This is a genomic window from Actinomadura rugatobispora (assembly GCF_042656285.1).
GTDB classification, from domain to species: Bacteria; Actinomycetota; Actinomycetes; order Streptosporangiales; family Streptosporangiaceae; genus Spirillospora; species Spirillospora rugatobispora.
In genome coordinates, this window is record NZ_JBHSON010000019.1 from 66,383 (window position 1) to 92,342 (window position 25,960).

The 25,960-nt window shown below is 73.2% G+C and carries 20 protein-coding genes and 1 riboswitch; of the genes, 6 read left to right on the forward strand and 14 right to left on the reverse strand.

The features are described 5' to 3' along the window. Window positions 1–72 precede the first annotated feature (72 nt). Window positions 73–1,542 carry a M20 family metallopeptidase gene (locus tag ACFPZN_RS15775; protein WP_378282703.1) on the reverse strand — a complete coding sequence of 490 codons (1,470 nt, stop codon included), beginning with the start codon at window positions 1,540–1,542 and terminating at the stop codon, window positions 73–75. A 100-nt stretch (window positions 1,543–1,642) separates the two neighbouring features. Then, the gene (locus ACFPZN_RS15780) at window positions 1,643–2,809 is read right to left on the reverse strand and encodes a glutamate--cysteine ligase (protein WP_378282704.1); all 1,167 of its coding nucleotides are present in this window, start codon (window positions 2,807–2,809) and stop codon (window positions 1,643–1,645) included. A 570-nt stretch (window positions 2,810–3,379) separates the two neighbouring features. On the opposite strand from ACFPZN_RS15780, the gene ACFPZN_RS15785 reads away from it, so the two are divergent. Both ACFPZN_RS15785 and ACFPZN_RS15790 read left to right on the forward strand, forming a co-directional pair. Further along, window positions 3,380–4,636 carry a D-alanyl-D-alanine carboxypeptidase family protein gene (locus tag ACFPZN_RS15785; RefSeq protein WP_378282705.1) on the forward strand — a complete coding sequence of 419 codons (1,257 nt, stop codon included), beginning with the start codon at window positions 3,380–3,382 and terminating at the stop codon, window positions 4,634–4,636. A gap of 126 nt (window positions 4,637–4,762) precedes the next feature. Continuing rightward, the gene (locus ACFPZN_RS15790) at window positions 4,763–5,188 is read left to right on the forward strand and encodes a nuclear transport factor 2 family protein (RefSeq protein ID WP_378282706.1); all 426 of its coding nucleotides are present in this window, start codon (window positions 4,763–4,765) and stop codon (window positions 5,186–5,188) included. On the opposite strand, the gene ACFPZN_RS15795 is transcribed toward ACFPZN_RS15790, so the two are convergent. From ACFPZN_RS15795 to ACFPZN_RS15810, 4 genes are all read right to left on the reverse strand, one after another. After that, the gene (locus tag ACFPZN_RS15795; protein ID WP_378282707.1) at window positions 5,158–6,312 is read right to left on the reverse strand and encodes a YihY/virulence factor BrkB family protein; all 1,155 of its coding nucleotides are present in this window, start codon (window positions 6,310–6,312) and stop codon (window positions 5,158–5,160) included. The genes ACFPZN_RS15790 and ACFPZN_RS15795 overlap by 31 nt on opposite strands. Before the next feature lie 77 nt (window positions 6,313–6,389). Further along, entirely contained in the window at window positions 6,390–6,935 is a 546-nt protein-coding gene (locus ACFPZN_RS15800) for a 2'-5' RNA ligase family protein (RefSeq protein WP_378282708.1), read from the reverse strand. Between the two features lie 235 nt (window positions 6,936–7,170). Then, a complete protein-coding gene (gene trpS, locus ACFPZN_RS15805; RefSeq protein ID WP_378282709.1) occupies window positions 7,171–8,280 on the reverse strand; it encodes a tryptophan--tRNA ligase in 1,110 nt (369 codons plus the stop codon). A gap of 12 nt (window positions 8,281–8,292) precedes the next feature. Then, window positions 8,293–9,366: a hemolysin family protein gene (locus tag ACFPZN_RS15810; protein WP_378282710.1), complete on the reverse strand. Its 1,074-nt coding sequence runs from the start codon at window positions 9,364–9,366 to the stop codon at window positions 8,293–8,295. A 266-nt stretch (window positions 9,367–9,632) separates the two neighbouring features. On the opposite strand from ACFPZN_RS15810, the gene ACFPZN_RS15815 reads away from it, so the two are divergent. The 3 genes from ACFPZN_RS15815 (at window position 9,633) to galK (ending at window position 14,018) form a co-directional block, all read left to right on the forward strand. After that, a complete protein-coding gene (locus ACFPZN_RS15815; RefSeq protein WP_378282711.1) occupies window positions 9,633–11,744 on the forward strand; it encodes a zinc ribbon domain-containing protein in 2,112 nt (703 codons plus the stop codon). A gap of 121 nt (window positions 11,745–11,865) precedes the next feature. Further along, a complete protein-coding gene (galE, locus tag ACFPZN_RS15820; protein WP_378282712.1) occupies window positions 11,866–12,840 on the forward strand; it encodes a UDP-glucose 4-epimerase GalE in 975 nt (324 codons plus the stop codon). Then, window positions 12,837–14,018 carry a galactokinase gene (gene galK / locus ACFPZN_RS15825; RefSeq protein WP_378282713.1) on the forward strand — a complete coding sequence of 394 codons (1,182 nt, stop codon included), beginning with the start codon at window positions 12,837–12,839 and terminating at the stop codon, window positions 14,016–14,018. Before galE ends, galK begins: the two co-directional genes overlap by 4 nt. Before the next feature lie 40 nt (window positions 14,019–14,058). Here the strand turns inward: galK and ACFPZN_RS15830 are convergent, their stop codons facing one another. The 5 genes from ACFPZN_RS15830 to ACFPZN_RS15850 all read right to left on the reverse strand — a co-directional run bounded on the left by ACFPZN_RS15830 (window position 14,059) and on the right by ACFPZN_RS15850 (window position 21,893). Beyond that, entirely contained in the window at window positions 14,059–16,788 is a 2,730-nt protein-coding gene (locus ACFPZN_RS15830; RefSeq protein WP_378282714.1) for a hypothetical protein, read from the reverse strand. Next, on the reverse strand, window positions 16,785–18,605 hold the full coding sequence (locus ACFPZN_RS15835) for an HSP90 family protein (protein WP_378282715.1): 1,821 nt from the start codon (window positions 18,603–18,605) through the stop codon (window positions 16,785–16,787). Before ACFPZN_RS15835 ends, ACFPZN_RS15830 begins: the two co-directional genes overlap by 4 nt. Window positions 18,606–18,786: 181 nt before the next feature. Beyond that, on the reverse strand, window positions 18,787–19,776 hold the full coding sequence (locus tag ACFPZN_RS15840; protein ID WP_378282716.1) for a malate dehydrogenase: 990 nt from the start codon (window positions 19,774–19,776) through the stop codon (window positions 18,787–18,789). Window positions 19,777–20,108: 332 nt separating this feature from the next. Continuing rightward, entirely contained in the window at window positions 20,109–21,326 is a 1,218-nt protein-coding gene (locus tag ACFPZN_RS15845) for an NADP-dependent isocitrate dehydrogenase (RefSeq protein ID WP_378282717.1), read from the reverse strand. An 81-nt stretch (window positions 21,327–21,407) separates the two neighbouring features. Continuing rightward, complete coding sequence (locus ACFPZN_RS15850; RefSeq protein WP_378282718.1) at window positions 21,408–21,893, reverse strand: DUF3017 domain-containing protein; 486 nt, start codon at window positions 21,891–21,893, stop codon at window positions 21,408–21,410. 268 nt (window positions 21,894–22,161) lie between these two features. Between ACFPZN_RS15850 and ACFPZN_RS15855 the strand changes: the two genes are divergently transcribed. Further along, on the forward strand, window positions 22,162–22,890 hold the full coding sequence (locus tag ACFPZN_RS15855) for an FHA domain-containing protein (protein ID WP_378282719.1): 729 nt from the start codon (window positions 22,162–22,164) through the stop codon (window positions 22,888–22,890). A 113-nt stretch (window positions 22,891–23,003) separates the two neighbouring features. Here ACFPZN_RS15855 and ACFPZN_RS15860 read toward each other — a convergent pair whose 3' ends face one another. From ACFPZN_RS15860 to purH, 3 genes are all read right to left on the reverse strand, one after another. Further along, window positions 23,004–23,855, reverse strand: coding sequence for a bifunctional methylenetetrahydrofolate dehydrogenase/methenyltetrahydrofolate cyclohydrolase (locus ACFPZN_RS15860; RefSeq protein ID WP_378282720.1), 852 nt, complete (start codon window positions 23,853–23,855; stop codon window positions 23,004–23,006). A gap of 61 nt (window positions 23,856–23,916) precedes the next feature. Continuing rightward, a riboswitch (ZMP/ZTP riboswitch) is annotated at window positions 23,917–24,003 on the reverse strand. A gap of 29 nt (window positions 24,004–24,032) precedes the next feature. Then, on the reverse strand, window positions 24,033–24,212 hold the full coding sequence (locus tag ACFPZN_RS15865) for a hypothetical protein (protein ID WP_378282721.1): 180 nt from the start codon (window positions 24,210–24,212) through the stop codon (window positions 24,033–24,035). 183 nt (window positions 24,213–24,395) lie between these two features. Next, window positions 24,396–25,946 carry a bifunctional phosphoribosylaminoimidazolecarboxamide formyltransferase/IMP cyclohydrolase gene (gene purH / locus ACFPZN_RS15870; RefSeq protein WP_378282722.1) on the reverse strand — a complete coding sequence of 517 codons (1,551 nt, stop codon included), beginning with the start codon at window positions 25,944–25,946 and terminating at the stop codon, window positions 24,396–24,398. Window positions 25,947–25,960: the final 14 nt, after the last annotated feature.

The following is a 25,960-nucleotide window of genomic DNA, read 5'->3' on the forward strand; positions in this document are numbered from 1 at the left end:
CAAGCTGAGCCGGACGGTCAGGCCGCGGCGGCCGGTCAAGCCGGGGCGGCCCGTTCAGGCCGCAGCGGCCATTCAGGCGAGCGCCGCGCCCTCCACCGAGGTCTCGGCCTCGGCGGGACGGCCGCCGTCCCACAGCGCCGTCAGCGCCGTGGCCGTCAGCACCCGCACGCCGACCGCGATGCAGCTCTCGTCGACGTCGAAGTCGCCGCGGTGCAGGTCGTACTCGTCCGACGAGCCCGGGGTGCGCACGCCCAGCCGGGCCAGCGCCCCGGGGATCGACTCCAGGTACCAGCCGAAGTCCTCGCCGCCCAGGCTCTGCGGGGTCGGCACGGCGGCCTCCTCCCCCAGCACCTGCGCCGCGGCGTCCCGGAACATCTGCACGCTGGCCGCCTCGTTGACGGTCGGCGGCACGCCCCGCACGTACTCCAGCGACGCCTCCACGTCGTAGGCGGCCGCCACCGACTGCAGCAGCGCCTTCATCATCTCCGGGGCCCGGTGCCAGGCCTGGTCGTCCAGGCAGCGGACGGTGCCCTCGGCGATGCCGTCGTCGGGGATCGCGTTGGCCACCGACCCCGCCGACACCCGGCCCCACACCAGCGACAGGCTGGAGCGCGGGTCGACCCGCCGGGACAGCGCCGACGGCAGCTCGGTGACGATCTTGGCCAGCGCGTAGACCAGGTCGGCGGTCAGGTGCGGGCGCGCGGTGTGGCCGCCGGGGCCGGTCACCTTCACGTACACCTTGTCGCACGCCGCCGTGATCGGACCGGACCGCAGCCCCAGCTGCCCGACCTCGGTGCGCGGGTCGCAGTGCAGCGCGAACGCCCGGTCGACGCCGACGATGCCCCCGGCCGCCATCACGTCCAGCGCCCCGCCCGGCGTCTCCTCGGCGGGCTGGAACAGCAGCCGCACCCGGCCGGGCAGCAGCCCCGCCCGCGCCTGCTGCGCCAGGAACAGCCCGGCGCCCAGCACCATCGCGGTGTGCACGTCGTGGCCGCAGGCGTGCGCCACCCCCGGGACGGTGGAGCGGTAGGGCACGCCCTCCTTCTCGTCCTGCAGCGGCAGCGCGTCGATGTCGGCGCGCAGCGCGACCGTGGGACCGTCCTCGGGGCCGACGTCGCAGATCAGGCCGGTGCCGCGGGGCAGGATCCGCGGGCTCAGCCCGGCCTCCTCCAGCCGCTCGGCGATCTGCTTGGTGGTGCGGTACTCGGCGTACCCCAGCTCCGGGTGCATGTGCAGGTCGCGGCGGAACGCGACCAGCGCGTCCTCGTACCGGGCCAGGAAGGCGTCCAGCTGCAGTTGCAGGGCGGCCCCGCCCAGCGCGGCGGAGACGTCCCGGGCCGGCGGCCGCGACGGGTCCGCCCGGGTGGACGGGTCGAGCCGCCCGCCCGGCGCCGGCAGGCCGGCGGCCGGCCGTTCCGTGCCCGGCGGCCCGGCGTCCGACCGCTCCGCGCCCGCGGCGCCGCCGCCCGCCGTGCTCTGCTCCGCCGCCGGGGCGGTGGGTGGTTCAAGGCCGGGCATCACCCCGGGCCGCGGTTGGGTCATCTGCGCCCCCTGCGCGAGGGCGGAGCCGAACGGCCTCCGCCCGTTGTTTGTGTGTTCGTCGCCGGCCGCGCCGCCCTCCGGGGCGGCCGCCCCGGGATCCTCAGCCCCCGGCATCGGCCACCTCCCCGAGGGTGACGAACCTGTCCTGCTCGAACTCCTTGATCGCCGCGTCGACCATGTCCGACACGGTGCCGCCCTCGGCGCGGATCGCGCGCTGGCGCTCGTACGGAGCCCCGTACTCCAGGACCTCCCCGGCGACCTTGAGCTCCTCGGAGCAGCCGAGCCGGTCGGCGACCGGCTCCAGCTCGCGGATCAGCTCGTAGATGTCGTCGCGGAGGGGGGCGGTGCCGCCCGCGTCGTCGGTGATGACGATGGCGTCGAGCCCGTACCGGGTGGCGCGCCATTTGTTGTCGCGCACCACCCAGGCCGCCGGCCGCGGCAGCGTGTAGCCGCGGTCGAGCTGCTGTTCGAAGAGCGTGACCAGGCTCTGGCAGAGCGCCGCGGCCATGCCCAGCTCCCGCATGGTGGGGATCCCGTCGAACATCCGGATCTCGACGGTGCCGAAATCAGGATGCGGGCGGATGTCCCACCACACCTCCTTGATGCTCCGGATGGTACCCGCACGCAGCAAGGTGTCCATGTAGTCCTCAAACGCCGCCCAGTCGTCCAGCAGATGCGGCGGCCCGGCCGTCGGGAGCTGGCCGAACACCACCGCGCGGCTGGAGGCCAGCCCGGTGTCGTTGCCGCTCCAGTACGGACTGGAGGCGGTGAGGGCGAGGAAGTGGGGCAGGTAGGCCGACAGCGCGTTGACGATCGGGATCGCCTTGTTCACGTCGGTCACCCCCACGTGGACGTGCACGCCGAAGGTCTGGATGCGCCGGGCCAGCCACTGCATCTGCTCGATCAGCTCGGCGTAGCGCTGGATGGGCGCCATGACCGCGTCCCGCCAGTCGCTGATGGGGTGCGTGCCCGTGCAGGCCAGGGTGAGGCCGCGGGCGGCCGCGGCGGTGCGCAGCTCGGCGATCGTGGCGGCCAGGTCGTCCTTGGCCTGCCCGACGGTGTGACAGATGTCGGTCACGATCTCGACCGTCGACTCCATCAGCTCGTGCCGGATCTTGGGGTTGTCACCGCCCTCGCTGAGCGACGGCAGGGCGGCCAGCACCTCGCGGGCGTCCTGCCGCAGGTACCGGGTCTCCGCGTCGACGAGCTGGAGCTCCCACTCCACGCCCAGCGTCGCGCCGCGCGATGGGTTGAAGTCAATGGCCACGGCCAACCTCCGTCCACAATCCTCGCAGGTCGATGCGTGGCACGTGGCGCAATTCAGCCAGCGGGTCCCTAAGCCTGAACAAACGCGGATCCAGGCCGGGGCGTCGCACCCCATCATGGCGCCCAGTGCCCGCACCCATCGGGAAACCATGCCCTAAGCGGATCATTTGACTCGTACGGACGGGCGCCGATCACACCCCGTCACCCTTTTCGGTCATCGACCGACCAGCAATGCATGACCCGAACAGACTAGTCCGCCCGTCCGGAAATCAATGTGGCAACTCTGGGTAACGACGCCATGGCGCTGAGTGTCACGACTGTTCGGTGGGGGCATGGCCTGGGCGGCGGCGGAGCGGCCATGGCGCCCCTGTCCGGGCGCCACCGGGCGAGATGCCCGAAAACGCCGTGTACACGGGCTCCGGAGTAGTGACACAGGCATGCCTGATCTTCCGGACACGTCGCCTAGTCTTCTACTCTGCTGGAGATCACGAGCCGTGTGCGGGGCGACCGGAACGAGGGGCGGAAGCTTGCGAGCACAGCCACTGCCGACACAGTCGCGGGGAGGGCGGGCATGAGGCGTCCGGGACGGGGCGCCGCGGCGCTCGCCGTGCCACTGGTCACCGCGTCGTTCCTCGCGCCGCTCGACGCGCCGGGCGCGAACGCCGCCGCGCCGGCGGCCGGGCGGACGCCGGAACCGGCCAAGCCGAAGGAGCCGGTGGGCGGACCGCAACTGGGCGGCCGGGGCGTGATCGTCAACGCCGCGTCAGGGGTGCCCGCCGCACCGAAGATCAAGGCGTCCTCGTGGATCGTCGCCGACGCCGGCAGCGGCGAGGTGCTGGGCGCCAAGGACCCGCACGGGCACTACCTGCCCGCCAGCGCCATCAAGACCCTCACCACGCTCGCGCTCGTCCGCAGGCTGAACCCGGCGCAGATGGTCCTTCCCACCCAGGCGACCTGCGACGTCGAGGGCACCAAGGTCGGCATGACCACCAAGATGCAGTACAAGGTCTCCGACATGTTCTACGCGCTGATGATGATGTCGGCCAACGACGCCGCGCTCGGGCTCGCGCAGGCCAACGGCGGCCTGGAGAAGACCCTAGCCGACATGAACGCCGAGGCGCGCCGGATCAACGCCCACGACACCCTGGCCGGCTCCCCCAACGGCCTGGACAAGGACCTCGGGCTCACCGTCAAGACCCAGCACACCTCGGCCTACGACCTGGCGCTGATCCTGCGCGAGGGCCTGAAGATCCCCGACTTCCGCAAGTACACCGAGACCATCGACCACCCCTTCCCGGCCCCGCCCACCAAGAAGGAGCGCAAGCGGGGCAAGAAGACCGGCGGCTACCCGATCCACACCCACAACCGGATGCTCCCCGGGCAGTCCCAGGCGTACAAGGGCATGATCGGCGGCAAGAACGGCTACACGATCGCGGCCCGGCAGACGTTCGTGGCGGCGGCCGAGCGCGACGGCCGCACCATCGTGATCTCGCTGATGCGGGCCGACGAGCAGCCCTCCCGCCTGGCCAAGGAACTCCTCGACTGGGGTTTCGCGGCGGCCGGCAAGGCCAGGCCGGTGGGCACGCTGGTCCCGCCCGGCGACCCGGACGCCGCCAAGAAGAAGTCCTCGGACAAGAACCTGCTGCCGACCAACCCGATCACGCACGACGACTCGGCCGGGGGCTGGGGCCTGCTGGTGGCCGGGGGCGCGGCGGCCGTGGGCGTGGCCGGCGGGCTGCTGTTCCTGGGCATGCGGCGCCGCCGCGACGACGACGAGCCGCCGCCGCCCGGCGAGACCTCCGAGCCGGTCGGCGCCGGAGAGCGCTGATCCGCGCCCATCGGTGAGGGTGCCCGCACTGGTGGGCGTCCGGGGTCCCGGCCTACGCTCGAAATGGTGCCGGTCACCGCGTCGCCGCCGCTGGACGGCGGGCCGGTGCCGTGTGGAGGAAGCGCCGTGTCCCCTGACCACGCCCGTCCGTCCCCGGTCGCGACGGAGCATCCCAACACCTGCCTGATCCGGGACGGCTACACCGCCTTCGACAAAGGCGACATGGAGATCATCCGCACCCTGCTGCACGACCGGGTCGTCCACCGGGTGCAGGGCCGCGGCCCGCTGTGCGGCGACTACCGCACGCCCGAGGAGGTCCTCGGCTTCTACGTCCGCGTGTTCGAGCTGTCGGGCGGGACGTACCGCTCCGAACCGTACGCGGTCATGGCGGGCGACGGCTACGGCGTCGCGCTCGTGCACACCTACGCCGAACGGCCCGGGAGGGTCCTGGACGGCCGCGCGGTGGACGTGTTCCGGATCGAGGACGGCCGGATCACCGAGATCCGCACGCTCGCCGAGGATCAGTACGCCGACGACGCCTTCTGGTCCTGACCGCGCGGCTCCCGGCGGCGCCGCCCATCGCGGGCCGGCCGCTCGTCGCGGGCGGGCTGCTCGTCCTGGGCGGGCGCGGGCCGTACCGCCGCCGAACGGTCCTCCGGGCCGGACCGCCCGGCTTCACCGCCCGGCCCCTCGGGGTCGCGGGCGGCCGAGTCGCCGTCGGAGCCGCCGTCCGCGGAGCCGCCGTCCGCGGAGTCGGTGGTGGCGTCCGCGCTGAGCACGGCCCGCCGGGTCGCCGTCCACGCCGCCGTGAACATCAGGAACCGCGACACGATGTTGATCCAGATCATCAGCCCGACCAGCACCGCGAACGAGGCGTACACCGGGTTGCTGGTGACCCTGTCCAGCAGGAACGCCGCGACCTGCTTGAGCAGCTCGAAGCCCAGCGCGCCGAACAGCGCGCCCCGGTAGATCGTCCGCCAGGGCGCCCGGGTGCCCGACAGCCGGGAGAACAGCACCAGGAACACCACCGCGTCGAAGGCGATCGCCACGGCCAGCGACAGCAGCCGCAGCGCCACGCCCGCCCCGGGCACCTCGTCCCAGCCCAGCCAGCCCAGCACCGTGTGCGTGGCGGAGCCGGTGACCGTCGACACCGCCACCCCGGTGATCAGCATCGCGCCCAGGAAGAGCAGGACACCGGCGTCCCGCACCCGCATCACCAGGAAGTTGCCCTCCGGCTGCGGCGGGTTGTCCCAGATGTCGCGCAGCGCCTCCCGCAGCATCTGGACGAAGCCCAGCCCCGTGAACAGCAGCGCGACCAGGCCGACCAGCCCGACGGCGGTCTTGGAACTGGCGATCTGCTCCACCTGGAGCCGGTCCTTCAGCCCCGGCAGCAGGTCCTCGACGGCCTGCACGAAGTAGGCGCGGGCCTCGTCGCTCACCCCGAGCAGGTAGCCGAGCAGCGCGTACGCCAGCGCCAGCAGCGGGAAGAACGACAGGAACCCGTAGCAGGTCAGCGCCGCCGCCAGCCGGTCGCCGCGGCGGTCCTGGTAGCGCCCGTACGCGCGGCCCAGGTGGTCGAGCCAGGGCCAGCGGGCCCGGCCGGCGCGCAGCAGCCTCTCCCCCGCCTCCCAGGACGCCTCGATCCGGCCCCAGGCCCTGCCGATCAACTGGCGCATGTACCCCGTCTACCCCGCTGCGGCCGGACGATGCTCCGCTTTGTGATCATCCGGTCACCCGGGGAGGGGCGCGGCGGTCAGCCGGTGGCCGGCGCGGCGCCGGCGTCCGGCGCGGAACCGAACCCGAAGTGCCGCCGGGGCCGCCACACGCCGTCGGCGCCGTGCTCGTACACCGAGAAGCCGCGGACCTCGAAGGCCGCCTCGTAGCCCGCCAGGTCCTTGTACGCCTGGTCCATGACCTCCTCGGGGAGGTGGTGCGCGACCGTCACGTGCGGGTGGTACGGGAACTCCAGCTCCCGCGCCAGCGGCCCCGTCAGCACCCGCCCCTGCAGCCGCTCGCACCCGCCGATGCCCTCGGCCAGCGCGACGAACACCACCGGCGACACCGGCCGGAACGTGGCGGTGCCGCGCAGCCTGATCCCGAACGGCCGCTCGGTGGCCGCGACCGCGGACAGGTGGTCGTCGATCGCGGCCAGCGCGGCCGGGCCGCCGCCCACCTCGGTGGGCGGCACCAGCGTGATGTGGGTCGGGATGGCGTGCGCCAGCGGATCGCCGAGGGCGGCCCGCATGCGCTGCAGCTGGGCGCCGAACGGGTCCGGGATCGGGATCGCCACCCCGATCACGCGCGAGCCCTCGACGCCCCTGGGCGCGGCCCCCCAGACCCCTTGAAGGGCCCTGGACCCCGCCCCGCCCCTGCCTGCGTGCCTCCTGGGCGCGGTCCCCCGGACGCCCAGAAGGACTCCGCCTCTGTCAGCGTTGCCCCTGGAAGCGGTCCCCCGGACCCCCTGAAGGGCTCCGTCCTCGTCAGCGTTGCCCCTGGGGGCGGTCCCCCGGACCCCCAGAAGGGCTCCGCCCCTGTCAGAGGCCACGTCCCGCGAACCCCACCCGATCACGCACGACCTCCATGGTCCCCCGGGCGACCGCGCCCGCGCGGGCGGCGCCCTCGGCCAGGACGCGGTCCAGCTGCTCCTGGTCGGCCAGCAGCTTCAGCGTCCGCTCGCGGATCGGGGTGAAGGTGTCGAGCACCAGCGCGGCCAGGTCCTTCTTGAACTGGCCGTAGCCCGAGCCCTCGTACCGGCGCTCCAGATCCGCGATCGGCACGCCCTCCAGCGCGGAGTAGATCCGCAGCAGGTTGGCGATGCCCGCCTTGTTCTCCTCGTCGAAGCGCACGTCGGTGCCCGTGTCGGTGACCGCGCGCATGATCTTCTTGCGCATCGGGCCGGGCTCCTCCAGCACGTCGATGATCCCCTGGGGGGACGAGGCCGACTTGCTCATCTTGGCCGTCGGCTCCTGCAGGTCGGTGATCTTGGCGGCGGCCTCGGGGATGTAGGCCTCCGGCGGCACGAACGTCTCGCCGAAGCGGTGGTTGAACCGCTGCGCCAGCGTGCGGGTGAGCTCCAGGTGCTGGCGCTGGTCCTCGCCGACCGGCACGTGGAACACCCGCTCGCCGGGGCCGGGCGCGGGCGTGTAGAGCAGGATGTCGGCGGCCTGCAGGATCGGGTAGGTGAACAGCCCCACCGTGGTGCCGGCCGTGCCCTGCTTGGACGACTTGTCCTTGAACTGGGTCATCCGGCCCGCCTCGCCGAACCCGGTGATGCAGCCCAGGATCCAGGCCAGCTCGGCGTGCTCGGGCACCTGGCTCTGCACGAACACGGTGGCGCGCTCGGGGTCCAGGCCCATCGCCAGCAGCTGGGCGGCGGCGACCCTGGTACGGCGGCGCAGCGTCTCCGGATCGTGCTCCACGGTGATCGCGTGCAGGTCGACCACGCAGTAGAACGCCTGGTGGGAGTTCTGCAGCGCGACCCACTGCCGTAGCGCGCCCAGGTAGTTGCCGAGGTGGAAGGAGTCGGCGGTGGGCTGGATGCCGGACAGCACGCGCGGGATCGCGGTGCCCGCCTCGCCGGCGGACGCGGCGCCGTCCGCGGGGACGGCGGTGCTGGTCGGGCTGGGCGCTTCGGACATGTGCACGGATCGATTCTCTCAGGCCCCGTTCGAGGCGATGTCACTGGCAGGGGCACCGTCCGGGGCCGAGGCCCCGGAGACGCCGCCGGCGGCCGGGACGGCACCGGCCCGGTGGACGCCCGGACCGGCCACGAACCGCGACGGCCCCGTCCCGTCCTGTGCGGGCGGTGCTTCGGCTCCCGGCGGCTGCGGTGCCGGGGATTGCTGCTGCGGTACGACGCGCACGCGCGCCACCCGGCGGCCGTCCATGCGGACGACCGACAGCCGGCAGCCGGGAGCGTCCACGGCGTCGCCCTCGGCGGGGATCCGCCCGAGCGCGGCCATCACGTGGCCGGCGACCGTCTCGTACGGCCCGGCGGGCAGCCGGACGCCGGTCTCGGCGGCGAAGTCGTCGAGGTTGAGCAGACCGTCGACCTCCACCACCCCACCGTGCAGCCGTTGCGCTTGCGCGTCCTGCACATCATATTCGTCGCGGATGTCGCCGATGAGTTCCTCGACCAGGTCCTCCAGGGTGACGATTCCGGCAGTGCCGCCGTACTCGTCCATGACGATCGCCAGGTGGTGGCCGTCCCGGCGCATCTCCGACAGCACCGGCAGCACCCGCTGGGACGCCGGCAGGTAGAGCACCGGCCGCACCAGCTCGCCCACCGGCACGTCCCGGTCGGCCGGGCCCGGGACCAGCAGGTCGCGGATGTGCACGAAGCCGATCACCTCGTCGTGCGAGACGCGGCAGACCGGGAAGCGGGAGTGCGGGCTGCCGGCGGCGATCCGGGCGGCGGCCGCGAGGGGCAGCGCCGCGTCCAGGAACTCCACCTCGGTGCGCGGCACCAGCACCTCGCGCAGCGGGCGCTTCCCGGCGGCGAAGACCTCCTCGATCAGCGCCCGCTCGTCGGCGGTGAGCTCGGTGTTGGCGGCGACGAGGGCGCGGACCCGCTCGGCGGTGATCCGCTCGCGGAGCGCGGCGGGGTCGGTGCCGGTGATCCGGGCGACCAGGTCGGTGGTGCGCGTCATCACGCGGACCAGCGCCCGCGCGGGCGTTCTCGTACGCGCCGCGGCACGGGTGCGGGGGTGATCGCCGGTGTGCTCGTCCATGGCCGGTGTCCGCTTCCTCCGAGCCGGCCGGGGGCCGCCGGGCGGTGAGACTGCCAGGCTCGCAGGTTTCCTTGGCGATCCGTAGTTTCCCGTCATGATTCCTTGATGATCATGATGATTGAGTGGAGTGATCATTAGTGATGTGGGGTGTCCTCAGAGATCTGGCGTGGCGGGGGTGGGCGGGGGGCCGGTGGGGGTAGTGTGGGCGTCGAACATTCGTTCGGTCCCCTGCCGGTCCTGTGCCCGTGAGAGGATCCCCTGGTCCCGTGAGCCGCAAGCAGAGCCGCATGCAGCTCCTGGCCGATGGTGAGACCGGCCGGACGGCGTGCGCCCAGACGGTGCTGCGTGAGGGAGTGGACGAAAAGACCGGTCATGTGCTGACGGTGGCCGAGTTGGCCGCCCGGACGGGCTGGTGCGCGGACCTGGCGGGCCGGATGGCCGCCGCCGTGCTGACCCAGCGCTGGACAGCCGCCGACGTGGCCGCCCTGACCTCGGGGGTGGACGCGGCCGGCAAGGCGTTGCCGTCACACGCATGGATGGCGCTGCGCCGCCTGGGCTGGGACGTGCCGGATGGCGCCTTGCCGGAGGGGGTGCGGGTCAACGACCGGATCAGGCGGATGGCCCAGGAGCAGGCCGGGCGGCTGCTGCGGTCGGTGCGGTGGCGAACCGCGCTCACCGCCGGGATCCTGACAACCTGGCCCGCCGCCCCGAACAAGCGCACCGTCGCCGAGTGGGACGCGGTGCGCGCGGCAGTGCCTGATGGTAGGGGTCTGCCGGGCAGTGTGATCAAGGCCCGCACCCGGCAGATCGCCAGGTTCGAACGCGCACACGGCCGCCTTCCCGTGGATGTGTTCGAGTTGGAGGGCGTGCCGAACTCGGCGCGGGTGCTGCTGCTGGCCGCGTGCGACGCCCAGCAGGCCACCCTCGCCCGGCACGAGAGCGACCCCGGCCGGGCGGTGCTGCGGGTGCAGTTGCCCACCCGGCCGGACCCGCGGTCCTACGCCGATTGGACGTGGGTGTCCTGCCCGATCGTGCTGCCGTCCACGGTCCCGGCCAGGGCGGTGCTGCATCTGCCCACCCTGCGCCCCACCGTGTGCCCCAGCGGCGCCAAGGTGCGGGCCGACCTGGCCTTCACCCACGCCGTCCCCGCCGCCCGGCGCACCGGGCACACCATCGCGCTCGGCGTGGACTGGGGCCTGAACACGTTGCTGTCGGCGGGGGCGTGCCGCCTGCACCCCGACGGGCGCATCACCGCCATGGGCCACGGCGGCCAGTTCCGCGCAGGTGGGGTGCTGGGCAAGGGCCATCGGCTGCGCCGCCAGTCCGAACGCCTGCACGCCAAGATCTCCCACTACGAGTGTCTGGCTCCCCACCTGGCCCACCAGCACGAGCAGATCAGCGGCCAGGTCGGCGGCCGGGCAGCCTCCGCCGACGACCAGGAATTGGTGGCGGCGGTCAGGCATTCCCTCCTGGTGGCCGAGCTCAAGCACACCTCAGCCCGCCGGACCGGCTTGAACGCGGCGCTGGCGTGGGCGGCGGCCCGCTGGGCGGCCGATCAGGCCATCGCCGCCCGAGCGAGCGTGATCTATCTGGAGGATCTGCGCTCGATGGAGGCCAAGGGCCAGGGGCGCACCCACAACACCCGCATGTCCCAGACCGTGCGCGGGCAGATCACCGACCGGTTGCGGCACATCGCCGCCGAACACGGCATCGCCGTGGTCACCGTCCCACCCCGCAACACCTCCAAGCACTGCCCGGCCTGCCTGGTCCCCCTCAGGCACTGCAAGGCCCCCGACCGGCCCACCGAGCCGGGGTGGAAGTGGGCCATCTGCCCCGCCCCCTCCTGCGGCTGGCAGGGTGACCGCGACCAGGGTGCCTGGCGGCGCATCGCCGCCCGCGGCTTGACCCACCAGGCCACGACCGTGGTCGACCGGGCCGGCGGCCGCATGGCCATCGGCTCGGTGGTGGACACGCTCGAAGCCCACGCCATCATCGCGGCCCCCACCACGTGCCGGGGTGACCGGGCGGATAGGTCGAAGACCGATCCGACCCGCCCCCGCAAGACGCATCACCACTCCCGCCCCGTGCCCAGGCGACGCGGGGTTCCCTCTCCCGACCGACCACCCGGCACCCAGCCGGGGCCGGCGGGCCGGCGTCCGGAGGGACACGCCCCCCAGGACCCGACGACCGCACCGGCACTGCCCCGCGCGGCTCGACGGAACCAGGACGTGACCACGATCAGCATCACCCCCACCACCACACGGCCACACCGGCCGCGCGGAGCGGCGCTGGGCGCAGGATTCCACCTGCACGCCCACGCCACCCCACCCCGGTGGACACACCCCCGCCACACACCGCGCATGGCCAGGGATCCCTAAGCTGATCAGAGACGCTACCGGTTGCGCCGTCCCCAGCTAGCCTGGACGGCGTCCCGCGGGCCCCGGGGTGGGCCGATGTCCGCGCGACCCCGCGACGCCAACCGACCAGGAGGTCTTTTCCGTGAAGCTGCTCGTCACCGGAGGCGCCGGTTACATCGGCAGCGTCGTCTCCGCCCAGCTCCTGGAGGCGGGCCACGAGGTCGTGGTCCTGGACGACCTGTCCACCGGGCACGCGGACGCGGTCCCCGAGGGCGCCCGGCTGGTGCGCGGCACGCTGCGGGACGAGGCGGCCGGGGTCCTGGAGGGCGGCGGCTTCGACGCCGTCCTGCACTTCGCGGCCAGGTCGCTGGTCGGCGAGTCGGTGCAGAAGCCCGGCCTGTACTGGGACAAGAACCTGGGCGAGTCGCTGGCGCTGCTGGAGGCGATGCGCGGCGCCGGCGTGCGGCGGATCGTGTTCTCCTCGACGGCGGCGACCTACGGGGAGCCGGAGTCCACGCCGATCCTGGAGACCGACCCGACCCGTCCGACCAACCCGTACGGGGCGTCCAAACTGGCGATCGACACGGCGCTGGCCGAGTACGCCCGGCTGCACGGCATCGGCGGGGTCTCGCTGCGCTACTTCAACGTCGCCGGGGCCCGGCTGGCCGGGGACGGCGGCCGGAGCCAGGGCGAGCGGCACGCGGTGGAGACCCACCTGATCCCCAACGTGCTGAAGGTGGCGCTGGGCGAGAAGGAGTCGGTGAACCTGTTCGGCGAGGACTACCCCACGCCCGACGGGACCTGCGTCCGCGACTACATCCACGTCGTCGACCTGGGCGCGGCGCACCTGCTGGCGCTGGAGGCGTGCGCGCCGGGCGCGCACCAGATCTTCAACCTGGGCAACGGCAGCGGCTTCTCGGTCCGCGACGTGATCGAGGTGTGCCGGGCGGTCACCGGGCACCCGGTCCCGGTCGAGGTGAGCCCGCGCCGGGCCGGCGACCCCGCGGTGCTGGTGGCGTCCTCGGAGAAGATCAGGACGGGGCTGGGCTGGAAGCCCGAGCGGGACCTGCGCGCCATGGTCGAGGACGCCTGGACGTTCGTCCAGCGGTCCCGATGACCGAAGAAGGCACGGCGACGCTGACGGCGGCGTTCACCGAGGCGTACCGGCGGGCGCCCGAGGGCGTCTGGCACGCCCCGGGCCGGATCAACGTGATCGGCGAGCACACCGACTACAACGACGGGCTCGTCCTGCCGTTCGCGCTGGCCCGCGGGGTCTCGGCGGCGGCGGCGCGGCGCGACGACGGCGTGCTGGAACTGCGCTCTTTGCAGGCCGCCGACGCCGGGGTCACGGTCGTCCTGGACGGCGCGGGCCCCGAGACCGCCGGCGGCTGGGCGGAGCGCGAACGCTGGGCGGCCTACCCGTTCGGCGTGGCGGCGCTGCTGCGCGAGCACGGCGTCGGCGGCGCCTCCGTCCTCTTCGACTCCGACCTGCCGCAGGGCGCGGGCCTGTCGTCGTCGGCCGCGCTGGAGTGCGCGACCGCGCTGGCGCTGTGCGAGCTGTACGGGCTGGACGGCCTGGCCGCCGACCGGGCGGGCCTGGCCCGGATCGCGCAGCGGGCCGAGAACGAGTACGTCGGCATGCCCTGCGGGATCATGGACCAGTCGGCCTCGCTGCTGTGCACCGCCGGGCACGCGCTGATGCTCGACTGCCGCACCGGCCTGTCCGCGCAGGTCCCGCTCGACCTGCCCGGCAAGGACCTGGCGCTGCTGGTGGTCAACACCCGCGCCCGGCACACCCTCACCGACGGCGGCTACGGGCGGCGCCGCGCCGAGTGCGAGCGGGCCGCCGCGCTGCTGGGCGTCCCGGCGCTGCGCGACGTGAAGGACCTCCCCGCGGCGCTGGACCGCCTCGCCGACCCGGTGCTGCGCCGCCGCGTCCAGCACGTGGTCACCGAGAACCACCGGGTCGAGGCGACCGCCGGGCTGCTGCGCGCCGGGGCCGAGACCGAGCTGGGCGCGCTGCTGACGGCCTCCCACCTGTCCCTGCGCGACCAGTACGAGATCTCCTGGCCGGAGGCCGACCTGACCATCGACACGGCGCTGCGGGCCGGGGCCCGCGGCGGGCGGATGGTGGGCGGCGGGTTCGGCGGCTCGGTGATCGTGCTGACGGCGACCGGGCGGGCCGAGCGGGTCCGCGACGCGATCACCGCCGCGTACCGCGAGCGCGGCCTGGCCGAGCCAGAGTTCGTGGACGCCGTCCCCTCGCCCGGGGCGCGGCGCCTCCCCGCCGCCTGAGCGGCCGCCCGGGACTCGTGCGTCCCGGGCGGCCGGACGGTCACTCCTGTCCCTGCTGCCCCAGCGCGCCCTCGATGTCGGCGCGGAGCCGGGACGCGGTCTCGGCGGCGTCCTGCTCGCCGAGCTCGGTGAAGCCCGCCGCCGCCTCGTCCACCAGGCGCAGCGCCTCCTCGAAGCGGCCCAGCTCGGCCAGCACCCGGGACTGGTCGTAGGACACCCGCGCCGTCTCCCACGTCAGCGCCTGCGGGTTGCCGGCGGGCAGCTCCGCGAGGGCGGCCCTGGCCAGCCCCATCTCGGCCAGGCCCTCCTCCGGCTGCCGGCTCCACAGCCGGCACAGCCCCGCCTGCCTGCGGGTCCGGACGACGCCGTACGGGTCGCCGGCGGCCGCGAACGTCTCCGCCGCCTCGACGAACTTGTCGGCGGCCACGGCGTCCTTGTCGAGCTTCGTCAGGACCTCGCCCGCCAGCTCCAGCAGCCGCGCCGCGAAACCGGGGTCGCCGTCCCGGTCCTCCGCCGCCAGCTCCGTGAACAGCTCGGCCGCCTGCTCCTCGCCCAGCTCCCACTGCGCGTGCGCCAGCACCAGCCGCGCCCTGCGGAACGCCTCCGCGTCTCCGAGGCGCTCCAGCAGCGGCACCGCCTCCTCGGCCGTCTCCGCCGCCTCCAGGTGCCGGCCCGTCGCGTAGTAGCCGTTGGCCAGGTCCAGGCGCGCATAGGCCGCCTGAGGCGCCGCCCCGACCGCCGTGAACCCGGCCACGGCCTCCTCCGCGTCGGGAACCGCGTCCGCCGGACGGTCCATCGCCAGCAGCGCGCTGCCGCGCTCGGCGTGCGCCACCGCGATCATCCACGGGTCGACCGACCGCGCGAACGACACCGTCTCGTCGAAGACCGCCAGCGCGTCCTCCAGGGCCTTGGCGTCCGCCTCCTCGCCCTGGTGGCCCTGGTGCGCCAGCAGCTTGGCCAGCAGCAGCGACGCGTCCACCAGCTGCGGCGTGTCGCCGCTCTCCCGCAGCGCGGCGCGGGCGTCGTGCAGCAACGGGATCGCCTCGTCGCCGCCGCCCCTCCGCAGCAGCGCCCGCGCCCGCATCAGCCCGAGATCGCCCGCGTCGCCCCGCGTCTCCGGGACCAGCGGCTCCAGCGCGGCCAGCGCCTCGTCGGGACGGTCGGCGTTCAGCAGCGAGCCCGCCAGCCGCATCCGCGCCGCGAACGCCCGCCTGCTGCCCGCCGCGTGCTCGTCCAGGTGGGCCACGGCGGCGTTCAGCAGCCCCAGACCCTCCTCGTGCCGCCCCTGACCTGCCTGGATCGCCCCGACACGGCCCAGGGCGGCATGCCGCGCCACCAGATCCCCGGCCTCGGCGTACAGCTCCGCCGCGCGCTCCCACTCGGCCGTCGCCGCGTCGAAGTCGTCCTCGGCGAACCGCTCCACCCCGAGCCCGTCGATCCGCCGCGCCCGCTGCAGCACGGTCGGCGACGCGCCCGCGACCAGCTCGTCGTAGCGCCGCCAGGCCGGGATCGCGCGCTCCACCCGCCCGGCCGACCACTCCTCGTCGCCGATGTCCAGCAGCGCGTCGAGATCGTCGATCTCCGAGAGGTCCGGGACGGGCTCGGCCTCGGGCGCCGGAGCCTCGGCGGGCGCGGCGGGCGCGGCCGCCGCGGGACGGCGGTCGTACTGCGACAGCGGCAGATGCTCGACCACCGGCTCCGCGTCCAGCAGCTCCCGGATGACCCCGCTCTGGAACTCGTTCCCGTTCCGCGCGTCGAACCGCGCCGCCAGCTCCTCCGCCCGCCGCGCCAGCTCCACCCGCAGCTCGCCCACCGGCACCTCCACGGGCTCCCCGCCACCGGTGCCGCGCGAGATCGTCAGCCCGCCGTGCCCGGCCTCCTCCACCCGCCGCAGCAGCAGCGCCGCCGCCGCCGAGAACCGCATGTCCGCGAACGGGCTCGGCGCCTTCTCCAGCCACCCCAGATGCCGCTGGACGATCTCCAGCCCGCGCGCCTCGTTGCCCGTCCGCGCGCAGAACTCCACGTGATCGCCGATGTAGGCGAGCTCGTTCAGCCGCGTCCGGATCAGCCGGTACGCCCGCAGATGCGCGTTCCGGGCCTCCTCGAACCGGCCCGCCCGCACGAACACCGGCAGCAGCGTCGTCAGGATCGACTGCGGCTGCTCCGCGCAGTTCAGCTGCTCGGTCAGCACCGGCTCGGCCACGGCGAGGGCCTCCTCGTCCCGGCCCCGCCAGGCCAGCAACTCCGCCTTCCCGGTCGGATCGCAGCCCGCGCAGTCCGACAGCTCGTCGGGCTGCGTCGTGTGCCACATCGCGAACCAGCGCTCGGCCACCTCACCGCTGCCCAGATGCTGCGCCACCCGCGCCCGCCTGCCGTACACCGCCTGCAGGCTGTGCCCGCCCATCTTGTAGCGGCGCTCCATGTCCTCCAGCACCGACCGGGTCCGGTCCAGCGGCACCTCGGGGAACAGCGTCAGCGAATGCACGATCCACTTGAACTGCCACAGCAGCCGATGCTCGGCCATCTCCCCCAGGCCCGACGGGTCGGCGTCGTACTCCGACAGGCACCGGCTGAACGTCGTGAACGTCTTGATCGGCTCACCGCCGAACTGGTACGCGCTGCCCAGCTCCATCCGCACCTGGAACGCCAGCACAACGTCCCCGGTCTCCTCCGCCCGGCGCAGCGCCTCCTCCGTCAGCACCGTGCGCGCCTCCCCGTACGGAAGGGAGTACGCCCGCTCCATCAGCTCCTGGACCTGCTCAAGGCTCACTTGCCCTCCCCAGAGGATTCACCGCGACCAGAGGATTCACCGTGCATCGCCCATTCCAGGAGACCCAGGAACGAGCGGTTCAACGCCGCCGTGTCGGCGGGACGCAGCGGATGCTGCCCGTACAGCAGCGCCTGCCCGTACAGGCCCTGCACCGCCAGCTCGATCAGGGCGCCCTCGGTCAGCGCCGTCGCCCGCCGCGCCAGCGGATTGCGATGGTTGAGGACCAGCTGCGGACGATCCGCCGCGACCGCCCCGCTCAGCGCCCCCAGCACGTCCGACCACAGATCGTCGGCCATCTCCCTGGCCTCGGACACCTCCGCCTGGTGCCGCGCCGCCCGGCTGGTCAGGTACAGCGCCGGCAGCGACGCCGGATCGAAGTCGCGGATCACCACCTCGCAGCCCAGCCGCTCCACCGCCCGCTGCGCCGCCGCCAGGAACGGCCGCAGCGCCAGCTCCGCCGCCGGATCCAGCACCCCGAACGCGGTCGTCAGCTCCGCCGGGTCCAGCGGGCGCAGCACCGCGTCCGGATCGATCGCCGCCAGCCGCTCGATGATCTCGGTGTCGTGCACGTAGCCGCCGTTCACCAGCCCGACGCCCTGCGCGCCCGACACCGCCGACAGCCGCCGGAACTCCTCCACGCTGGTCACGTACCGCGCGTCGGGATGCCGCCGCCGGAACTCCGCCAGCGTCATCGGCCCCGCCGAGGTCTCGAACTCCAGCCACCCGTGCACGATCCGCAGCATGTCGTCGTCGTGCAGCGCCATCGCCTTGACACCCAGCTGGTGCAACCGCAGGAACCCCCGCAGCCGCGCCGGATCGGTCTCCGACAACCGCACCAGCCACTGCCGCAGCCGCTCCCCCAGCGCCTCCCGCGCCGACTCCAGCAACTCGTCCTCGTACAGCGCCTCCCGGCTCGCCGTCGGCCGCAGCTCCCCCGCGTCCACCACGCACCGCACGAAGAACGCCCACTCCGGCAGCAGCCCCTCGACGCTCTCCGCCAGCAGCATCCGCTTCAGGTAGACGCGGTGCGCGCCGCGCGCCGTCGGCGCCACCGGACGCGGCAGCACGAACGCCACACCGGTCAGCCCCGCCTCGGGCACCTCCAGATCGATCACGTCGAACGGCTCGAACCCGAACAGGTCCGCGCAGTAGGCGTCCAGCGCCCGGCGGCGCCGCGCCGGATCGCCGTGCGCCGCCCGCCACGGCGGCCCCTCGCCCGACACCGGCGCGCCGTCCACCGTCAGCTCCACCGGCAGCAGCGACCCGTACGAGCGCGCCAGCTCCGCCACCACCTCCGGGCTCAGCAGCTCCGCCGAACCCGTGCGCGGACGCAGCGTCACCGTCGTCCCGGGCTCGCCGCGCTCCCCCGGCTCCACCCGGTAGCGGCCGTCGGCGTACCCCGTCCAGCGGACCGCCGCCTCCGGGGCGTCCTCGCGCGCCGACCGGGTCACCACCTCGATCTCGTCCGCCACCAGGAACCCCGACAGCAGCCCGATCCCGAACTGCCCCAGGAAGTCGTGCCGGGCGAAGCCCAGCTCGTCCCGCTTCGAGGAACGGCCGATCGTGGCCAGCAGCCGGTGCACCTCGTCCTCGGTCAGCCCGATGCCGTCGTCGTGGACGCGCAGCCCGCCGCCGTCGAGGGTCTCGATCCGCACCCTCCCGGCCGGCCCGCCGTCGCCGTCCGCGCGGCCGCGCGCGGTGATCGCGTCCACCGCGTTCTGCAGCAGCTCCCGCAGGTAGACCCGCGGACTGGAGTAGAGATGCCTGCTGAGCAGGTCCACCACACCGCGCAGATCTACCTGAAACGCCTGTTCCACCCTGCCGTCCCTTCACCAGCCCGCGCGATCCGCACGCACTCCGCGCCGGCACGAGCCACGGCCGCGGACCGGCCAGTCAGCCTAGTAGCGGCGGCCGACAGACACGCACCCGTTTGTCCCGAGATGCCGAGGGCCCCGGATCGCGCCGCCGCGGCCCGTCAGAGGCGGACGCCCGCGCAGGTCAGATGAGCCCGAGCTTGCGGACCGCGTCGCGCTCCTCGGCCAGCTCGTTCACCGACGCGTCGATCCGCGCCCGCGAGAAGTCGTCGATCTCCAGGCCCTGGACGATCTCCCACTCGCCGTTCCGGGTGGTCACCGGGAAGGACGAGATCAGGCCCTCGGGCACCCCGTACGAGCCGTCCGACACCACGGCCATCGACGTCCAGTCGCCCTCGGCGGTGCCGTTCACCCAGGTGTGCACGTGGTCGATCGCGGCCGACGCGGCCGAGGCCGCCGACGACGACTTCCGCGCCTCGATGATCGCCGCACCGCGCTTGGCCACGGTCGGGATGAAGTCGTTCTCCAGCCACGCCTGGTCGCCGACCGTCTCGGCGGCGCTCTTGCCCGCGATCTCGGCGTGGAACAGGTCCGGGTACTGGGTGGCCGAGTGGTTGCCCCAGATGGTCATCTTCTTGATGTCGGAGACCGACACCCCCGCCTTCTTCGACAGCTGCGCCAGCGCCCGGTTGTGGTCGAGCCGCGTCATCGCGGTGAACCGCGCGGCGGGGACGTCCGGGGCGTGCTGCTGCGCGATCAGCGCGTTGGTGTTGGCCGGGTTGCCGACCACCAGGATCTTGACGTCGTCGGCGGCGCCGGCGTTGATGGCCTCGCCCTGCGGCTTGAAGATCCCGCCGTTGGCCTCCAGCAGGTCGCCGCGCTCCATCCCCTGGGTCCGGGGACGGGCGCCGACCAGCAGCGCGACGTTGGCGCCCTCGAACGCCTTGGCGGCGTCGTCGAAGATGTCGATCCCCGCCAGCAGCGGGAACGCCGAGTCGTCCAGCTCCATGGCGGTGCCCTCGGCGGCCTTCACCGCCTGGGGAATCTCCAGCAGGCGCAGGCGTACCGGGGTGTCGGCGCCCAGCAGCTGGCCCGACGCGATACGGAAGAGCAGCGCGTAGCCGATCTGGCCGGCGGCGCCGGTGACGGTGACGGTGACTGGGGTACGGCTCATTGCCTCTTCTTCTCCTGTGACCGGACGGGCTCAGGCGGCCATCCTTCGATCTCGAACCCGACCGCCCGAGAGGTGGCCCCACGCGGGATTCTCTCGTCGTCGAGATATTTCTCCGCCAGGCTATCGCGCGCCTGCCCCTCCGGTACGCGCAGGTGCGCCACCCGGCACGCCACCCCTCCCCGCCCCGCCCCCGAACACACCGAAGGCCGCCCCGGGATCACCGGAGCGGCCTTCGTCACCCCCGCTTACGCGGGGACAAGGGCGTGTCCGCCCCAACGAGCAACGCCAGGTCCGGACCACCCCCGCTTGCGCGGGGAGTACACGGCCCGATACTAGCCGTTGACCTTCTTCTGGAGGTTGGTGTCCAGGGCCTCGAGGAACTCCTGCGTCGTCAGGAAGGGAGTCGAGTCGCCGACGAGCAGGGCCAGGTCCTTGGTCATCTGGCCGCCCTCGACGGTCTCGATGCAGACCTGCTCCAGCTTGCGGGCGAAATCAGTGACTTCGGGCTGGTTGTCGAGCTTGCCGCGGTGCTCCAGGCCCCGGGTCCACGCGAAGATGGACGCGATCGGGTTGGTGGAGGTCGGCTTGCCCTGCTGGTGCTGCCGGTAGTGGCGGGTGACGGTGCCGTGCGCGGCCTCGGCCTCGACGGTCTTGCCGTCCGGGGTCATCAGCACGGAGGTCATCAGGCCGAGCGAGCCGAAGCCCTGCGCGAGGGTGTCGGACTGGACGTCGCCGTCGTAGTTCTTGGCGGCCCAGACGAAGCCGCCCTCCCACTTGAGCGCGGCGGCGACCATGTCGTCGATGAGCCGGTGCTCGTAGGTGAGGTTCTTCGCCTCGAACTCGGCCTTGAACTCGGTGTCGAAGATCTCCTGGAAGATGTCCTTGAACCGGCCGTCGTAGGCCTTGAGGATCGTGTTCTTCGTCGACATGTACAGCGGCATCTCGCGGTTGAGCGCGTACCGCATGGTGGTCCGGGCGAAGTCCCGGATCGAGTCGTCGAAGTTGTACATCCCCATCGCGATGCCGCCGCCGGGGAACTTGGCGACCTCGAACTCCATCGGCTCGCCCTCGCCGTCGGGCGTGTAGGTGATCGTCACCGTGCCCGGGCCCGGCACCACGAAGTCGGTGGCGCGGTACTGGTCGCCGTGGGCATGACGGCCGATGATGATCGGCTTGGTCCAGCCGGGCACCAGCCGCGGGATGTTGGAGGTGACGATCGGCTCGCGGAACACCACGCCGCCGAGGATGTTGCGGATCGTTCCATTGGGGGAACGCCACATCTTCTTCAGGCCGAACTCTTCGACGCGCGCCTCGTCGGGGGTGATGGTGGCGCACTTGACGCCGACCCCGTGGGTCTTGATGGCGTTCGCGGCGTCGATCGTCACCTGGTCGTCGGTGGCGTCGCGGTGCTCGATCCCGAGGTCGTAGTACTTCAGATCGACGTCGAGGTAAGGCAGGATCAGCTGGTCCTTGATGAATTTCCAGATGATCCGGGTCATTTCGTCGCCGTCGAGCTCGACGACGGGGCCCGCTACTTTGATCTTGGGCATGCTGTTGCTGTCCCTTTCCTACACCGGCCAGCAGTCCTTGTAAGGCTCAACTGCGAAGGCTATCCGAGAGGCGACGGAGGTCTAGACCTGGCCTCGACCTGGGCTTGACCCGGGGGGTACGCCGCCGGGCGCACCGCGCGGCGCACCGCGCGCTCCGCCGCGTTGCGACAGCAGGAAACGGACGCCCCGCACCACGAACACCACGGCGATGAGCAGGCCGAACGCCGCGGCCACGACCAGTCCCGTCTTGTTCATGGGCGGGACGCTGAGCGCGACGAAGGCGACCGCCTCGCCGAGGAACACCAGCGTCCAGCAGTCGATGGAGCGGCTCCGCACCGCCAGCATGCCGAGCTGGGCCTCGGGCAGCAGCAGCCGGGCCAGCGCGCCGAACAGCAGCGCCGCGGCGATCAGTACCGAGCCCTTGCGGAAGTAGTGGAAGAAGCACAGCACCAGCCCGGCCGTCACGCCGCTGAGGACGATCAGATAGGGCAGCCGGCCCAGCCAGTGCGGTCCGGTTCCCCTGCGCGTGGGGGCCTTGCGCCGCCTTCGGCGCAACTCGGTGCTCATACGACCGACCGTAGCCGGTTCCGGCCCCGGGCGCGTCGGCCCGTGATATCTGCCGGAGAAGGGGCCCTCTTGACGGGAGATTTCTTCCAACTTTACCGTCCAGGCCGCAATCTCTTCACTCCAGGAGCGTGACGGATGGGGCCCAGAACGTCCTGATGGACGCCACATGCCTTGTGGCATCGGTCCTACCGGCCAGTAGGAGGGTGTGACGGGTACGCGGCCGGGTAACCCGCCAGACAGGGGTCGCTAACTAGCTGGGAGGACTGCCGTGGAGGGGCCGTTCATGCGGATCGAGGACAGCGGGCTGGTGGTGCCGCTGCGCCCCGACGTCACGACGGTCGGGCGAGGGCGGGGAGTCGACATCCGCCTCGACGACCCGAGTGTGTCCCGATTGCACGCAGAGATCGTTCGGCGCGGCCCGTACGTGTACGTCGTCGACATGGGACTGTCCCGTAACGGGACCCGTGTCAATGGCCGCCCGATCGCCCGCAGAGTCCTGGAGGACGGTGATGTCGTCAGCTTCGGCACGGCGCGCTGCCGGATGGGGGGCATCCCCCGGGAGGAGGTCGATCCGGACGTCGAGCTGCGGCGTGCCGTGGCTCCGGAGCTCACCCGCCGCGAGGTGGACGTGCTGACCTCGCTGTGCCGTCCGGCGCTGTCGGACGAGGCGTTCGTCGCACCCGCCACCGCACGGGAGATCGCCGCCGACCTGGTCGTCACCGAGGCCGCGGTCAAGCAGCACCTGTTGCGGCTCTACCAGAAGTTCCGCATCCCCGAGGGCGCCAACCGGCGCACCCGGCTGGCCAACGAGGTCATCGCGATGGGTCTGGTCAGGCCACTGCCGCCGGTGCACGTACCGCAGCAGAACCGGCCGCCGATGGACGCCGCGCGGAGCCGCGGCCCGGAAGTCCGCCGCCCGGGGGGCCCGCACGCCCCGGGCCACGTCACCGCACCGGGCCGGCCGGCGACGACGGCGGCGGGGCGCCGGGCCAGCTGATGTGACCGTGCGACCGCCCCGCCCCGGGTAGCGCCAACGAGGGGCGGTCGCCACGCCACCCGTACGGGGCCGCGTCACGCGGCCCCGTACGTGTGGGTGGGTTCGCCGCGGGGTCAGGCGGAGGCGCGCTCGGCGGCCTCGACGACGTTCGACAGGAGCATGGCGCGGGTCATGGGGCCGACCCCGCCCGGGTTGGGCGCGACCCAGCCCGCCGTCTCGCGGACCTCGGCGGCGACGTCGCCGGCGAGCTTGCCGTCGACCCGGGAGACGCCGACGTCCAGGACGGCGGCGCCGGGCTTGACGAGGTCCGCGGTGATCAGGCCGGGGACGCCGGCGGCGGCGACGACGATGTCGGCCTCGCGGGTGTGCGCGGCCAGGTCGCGGGTGCCGGTGTGGCACAGGGTCACGGTGGCGTTCTCGCTGCGCCGGGTGAGGAGGAGCCCGAGCGGGCGGCCCACGGTCACGCCGCGGCCGATCACGGTGACCTCGGCGCCGCGCAGCGGGACGTCGAAGCGGCGCAGCAGCTCGACGATGCCCTTCGGCGTGCACGGCAGCGGCGCGGGCTGCATCAGGACGAGGCGGCCGAGGTTGATCGGGTGGAGGCCGTCGGCGTCCTTGAGCGGGTCGATGCGCTCCAGCACGCGCTGCTCGTCCAGGCCCTTGGGGAGGGGCAGCTGGACGATGTAGCCGGTGCAGGCGGGGTCGTCGTTGAGCTCGGCGACGGCGCGTTCGACGTCGTCCTGCGTGGCGTCGGCGGGCAGGTCGCGGCGGATGCTCTCGATCCCGACCTCGGCGCAGTCGCGGTGCTTCATGTTGACGTAGGCGGTGCTGCCGGGGTCGTCGCCCACCAGGACGGTGCCGAGGCCGACGGTCACGCCGCGCTCGCGCAGCGCCTCGACCCGTACCTTGAGGTCGGCCCGGATCTCCGCCGCGGTGGCCTTGCCGTCCAGGATCTGTGCCGTCATCTGTTCCTCCGCGCTGATCTGGCCGGGAGCCTTCCCGGGCGTCCCCGATCCCGGCTCGGATGCCGTCCACCCAGGCGCGCGGTGTCCGGACTGTGTTCGCTCCCCGGTGGTCGAGTCCACCTTGACCGCGCCAGTCGCGTCCCGGCCAGTCTATCGACGCTCTCCGCGCCCGTCGGCTCAGTCCTCGTCGGGGCGGGACTTCCAGGCGAGCAGGCGGTCGGTGCCGTGCCAGCCGATCTGGGCGGCCAGCATCGCGGCCAGGATGGCGGCGGCGAGGCCGATCATCTGGCGGGACTCGGCGAGCAGGGTGGCGGTCTGCGTCACGCTCGCCAGCAGCAGGGTCACCAGGACGTCCATAGACGGGGCTCCATGAGAGAGACGGGTCGCGCAGGGCCGGGTCCGGGGAAGTCCGGGGAAGGAGAGGCGCGCGACCCGCCAGAGGGTACCAACCAGAAACCGTAAAACCGCCCATGATCGGCGAAAACCCCCGGGATTCCCGTGCCGGAGCACGCGGAATCCCGGGGGCGGCGGACCCGGCGGTCAGTGGAAGAAGTGCCGGACTCCGGTGAAGTACAGGGTGATCCCGGCCTTCTCGGCGGCCGCGATCACGTCCTCGTCGCGGATCGAGCCGCCCGGTTCGACGATCGCCCGCACGCCCGCCTGAGCCAGCACCTCCAGGCCGTCGGGGAACGGGAAGAAGGCGTCGGACGCGCCCACCGCCGCGGCGGCCCGCTCCTCACCGGCCCGCGACACCGCCAGCCGGGCCGAGTCGACCCGGTTCACCTGGCCCATGCCGACGCCGACCGTGGCGCCGCCCGCGGCCAGCAGGATCGCGTTGGACTTCACCGACCGGCACGCCTTCCACGCGAACGCCAGGTCGCGCAGCGTGGCCTCGTCCGCGGGCGTCCCCGCCTTGAGGTCCCAGCCGGACGGGTCGTCGCCGGGCTCGCCCACCTGGTCGACGGTCTGCAGCAGCACACCGCCGTCGATCCGGCGGAACTCCACCGGGTCGGACGGGCCCTCGGGGCAGCGCAGCAGCCGGATGTTCTTCTTGCGGGTGAGGATCTCCAGCGCGGCGTCCTCGAACCCGGGGGCCACCAGCACCTCGGTGAAGACGTCGGCGACCTGCTCGGCCATCGCCGCGGTCACCGGCCGGTTGACCGCGATCACGCCGCCGTAGGCCGACACCGGGTCGCACTCGTGCGCCCTGCGGTGCGCCTCGGCCACGTCGGCGCCGATCGCGATGCCGCACGGGTTGGCGTGCTTGATGATCGCGACGGCGGGCTCGGCGAAGTCGTAGGCGGCGCGGCGGGCGGCGTCGGAGTCGACGTAGTTGTTGTACGACATCTCCTTGCCGTGCAGCTGCTCGGCCCCGGCCAGCCCGCCGGTGCCGGCGGTGTAGAGCGCGGCGCGCTGGTGCGGGTTCTCCCCGTACCGCAGCACGGCGGACCGCTCCCAGGCGGCGCCCAGGAAGTCGGGCCACTGCGTCTGCGCGGCGGTCGCGTCGGGCGCGTACTCGCCGGCGAACCAGGAGGCCACGGCCACGTCGTAGGCGGCGGTGTGGGCGAACGCGCGGGCCGCCAGGCGGCGCCGCTCGTCCAGCGTGAAGCCGCCGGCGCGGGCGGCCTCGAGCACCGCCGGGTAGCCGGCCGGGTCGACGACCACGGCCACGCTGGCGTGGTTCTTGGCGGCGGCGCGGACCATGGTGGGGCCGCCGATGTCGATCTGCTCGACGCAGTCGTCCGGCGCGGCGCCGGAGGCGACGGTCTCGGAGAACGGGTAGAGGTTCACCACCGCCAGGTCGAACGGCTCGACGCCGAGGTCGTCGAGCTGCTGGAGGTGGTCGTCCTTGCGCCGGTCGGCCAGCAGGCCCGCGTGCACCTTGGGGTGCAGGGTCTTGACCCGGCCGTCCAGGCACTCGGGGAAGCCGGTGAGCTTCTCCACCTTCATCACCGGCACCCCGGCGGCGGCGATGCGGCCCGCCGTGGAGCCGGTCGAGACGATCTCGACGCCGGCCTCGTGCAGGCCCTTGGCCAGCTCCTCCAGGCCCGTCTTGTCATACACGCTGATCAGTGCGCGCTTAACCGGCACTTGCCGGGGGGCCT

Excerpts from the sequence above, each read along its gene's own strand:
- galK (WP_378282713.1), top strand. The coding sequence starts at position 12,837 with ATGACCGAAGAAGGCACGGCGACGCTGACGGCGGCGTTCACCGAGGCG.
- ACFPZN_RS15845 (WP_378282717.1), bottom strand. The coding sequence starts at position 21,326 with ATGCCCAAGATCAAAGTAGCGGGCCCCGTCGTCGAGCTCGACGGCGAC.
- ACFPZN_RS15810 (WP_378282710.1), bottom strand. The coding sequence starts at position 9,366 with ATGGACGAGCACACCGGCGATCACCCCCGCACCCGTGCCGCGGCGCGT.
- ACFPZN_RS15795 (WP_378282707.1), bottom strand. The coding sequence starts at position 6,312 with ATGCGCCAGTTGATCGGCAGGGCCTGGGGCCGGATCGAGGCGTCCTGG.
- ACFPZN_RS15860 (WP_378282720.1), bottom strand. The coding sequence starts at position 23,855 with ATGACGGCACAGATCCTGGACGGCAAGGCCACCGCGGCGGAGATCCGG.
- ACFPZN_RS15785 (WP_378282705.1), top strand. The coding sequence starts at position 3,380 with ATGAGGCGTCCGGGACGGGGCGCCGCGGCGCTCGCCGTGCCACTGGTC.
- ACFPZN_RS15775 (WP_378282703.1), bottom strand. The coding sequence starts at position 1,542 with ATGACCCAACCGCGGCCCGGGGTGATGCCCGGCCTTGAACCACCCACC.
- ACFPZN_RS15865 (WP_378282721.1), bottom strand. The coding sequence starts at position 24,212 with ATGGACGTCCTGGTGACCCTGCTGCTGGCGAGCGTGACGCAGACCGCC.
- ACFPZN_RS15850 (WP_378282718.1), bottom strand. The coding sequence starts at position 21,893 with ATGAGCACCGAGTTGCGCCGAAGGCGGCGCAAGGCCCCCACGCGCAGG.
- ACFPZN_RS15840 (WP_378282716.1), bottom strand. The coding sequence starts at position 19,776 with ATGAGCCGTACCCCAGTCACCGTCACCGTCACCGGCGCCGCCGGCCAG.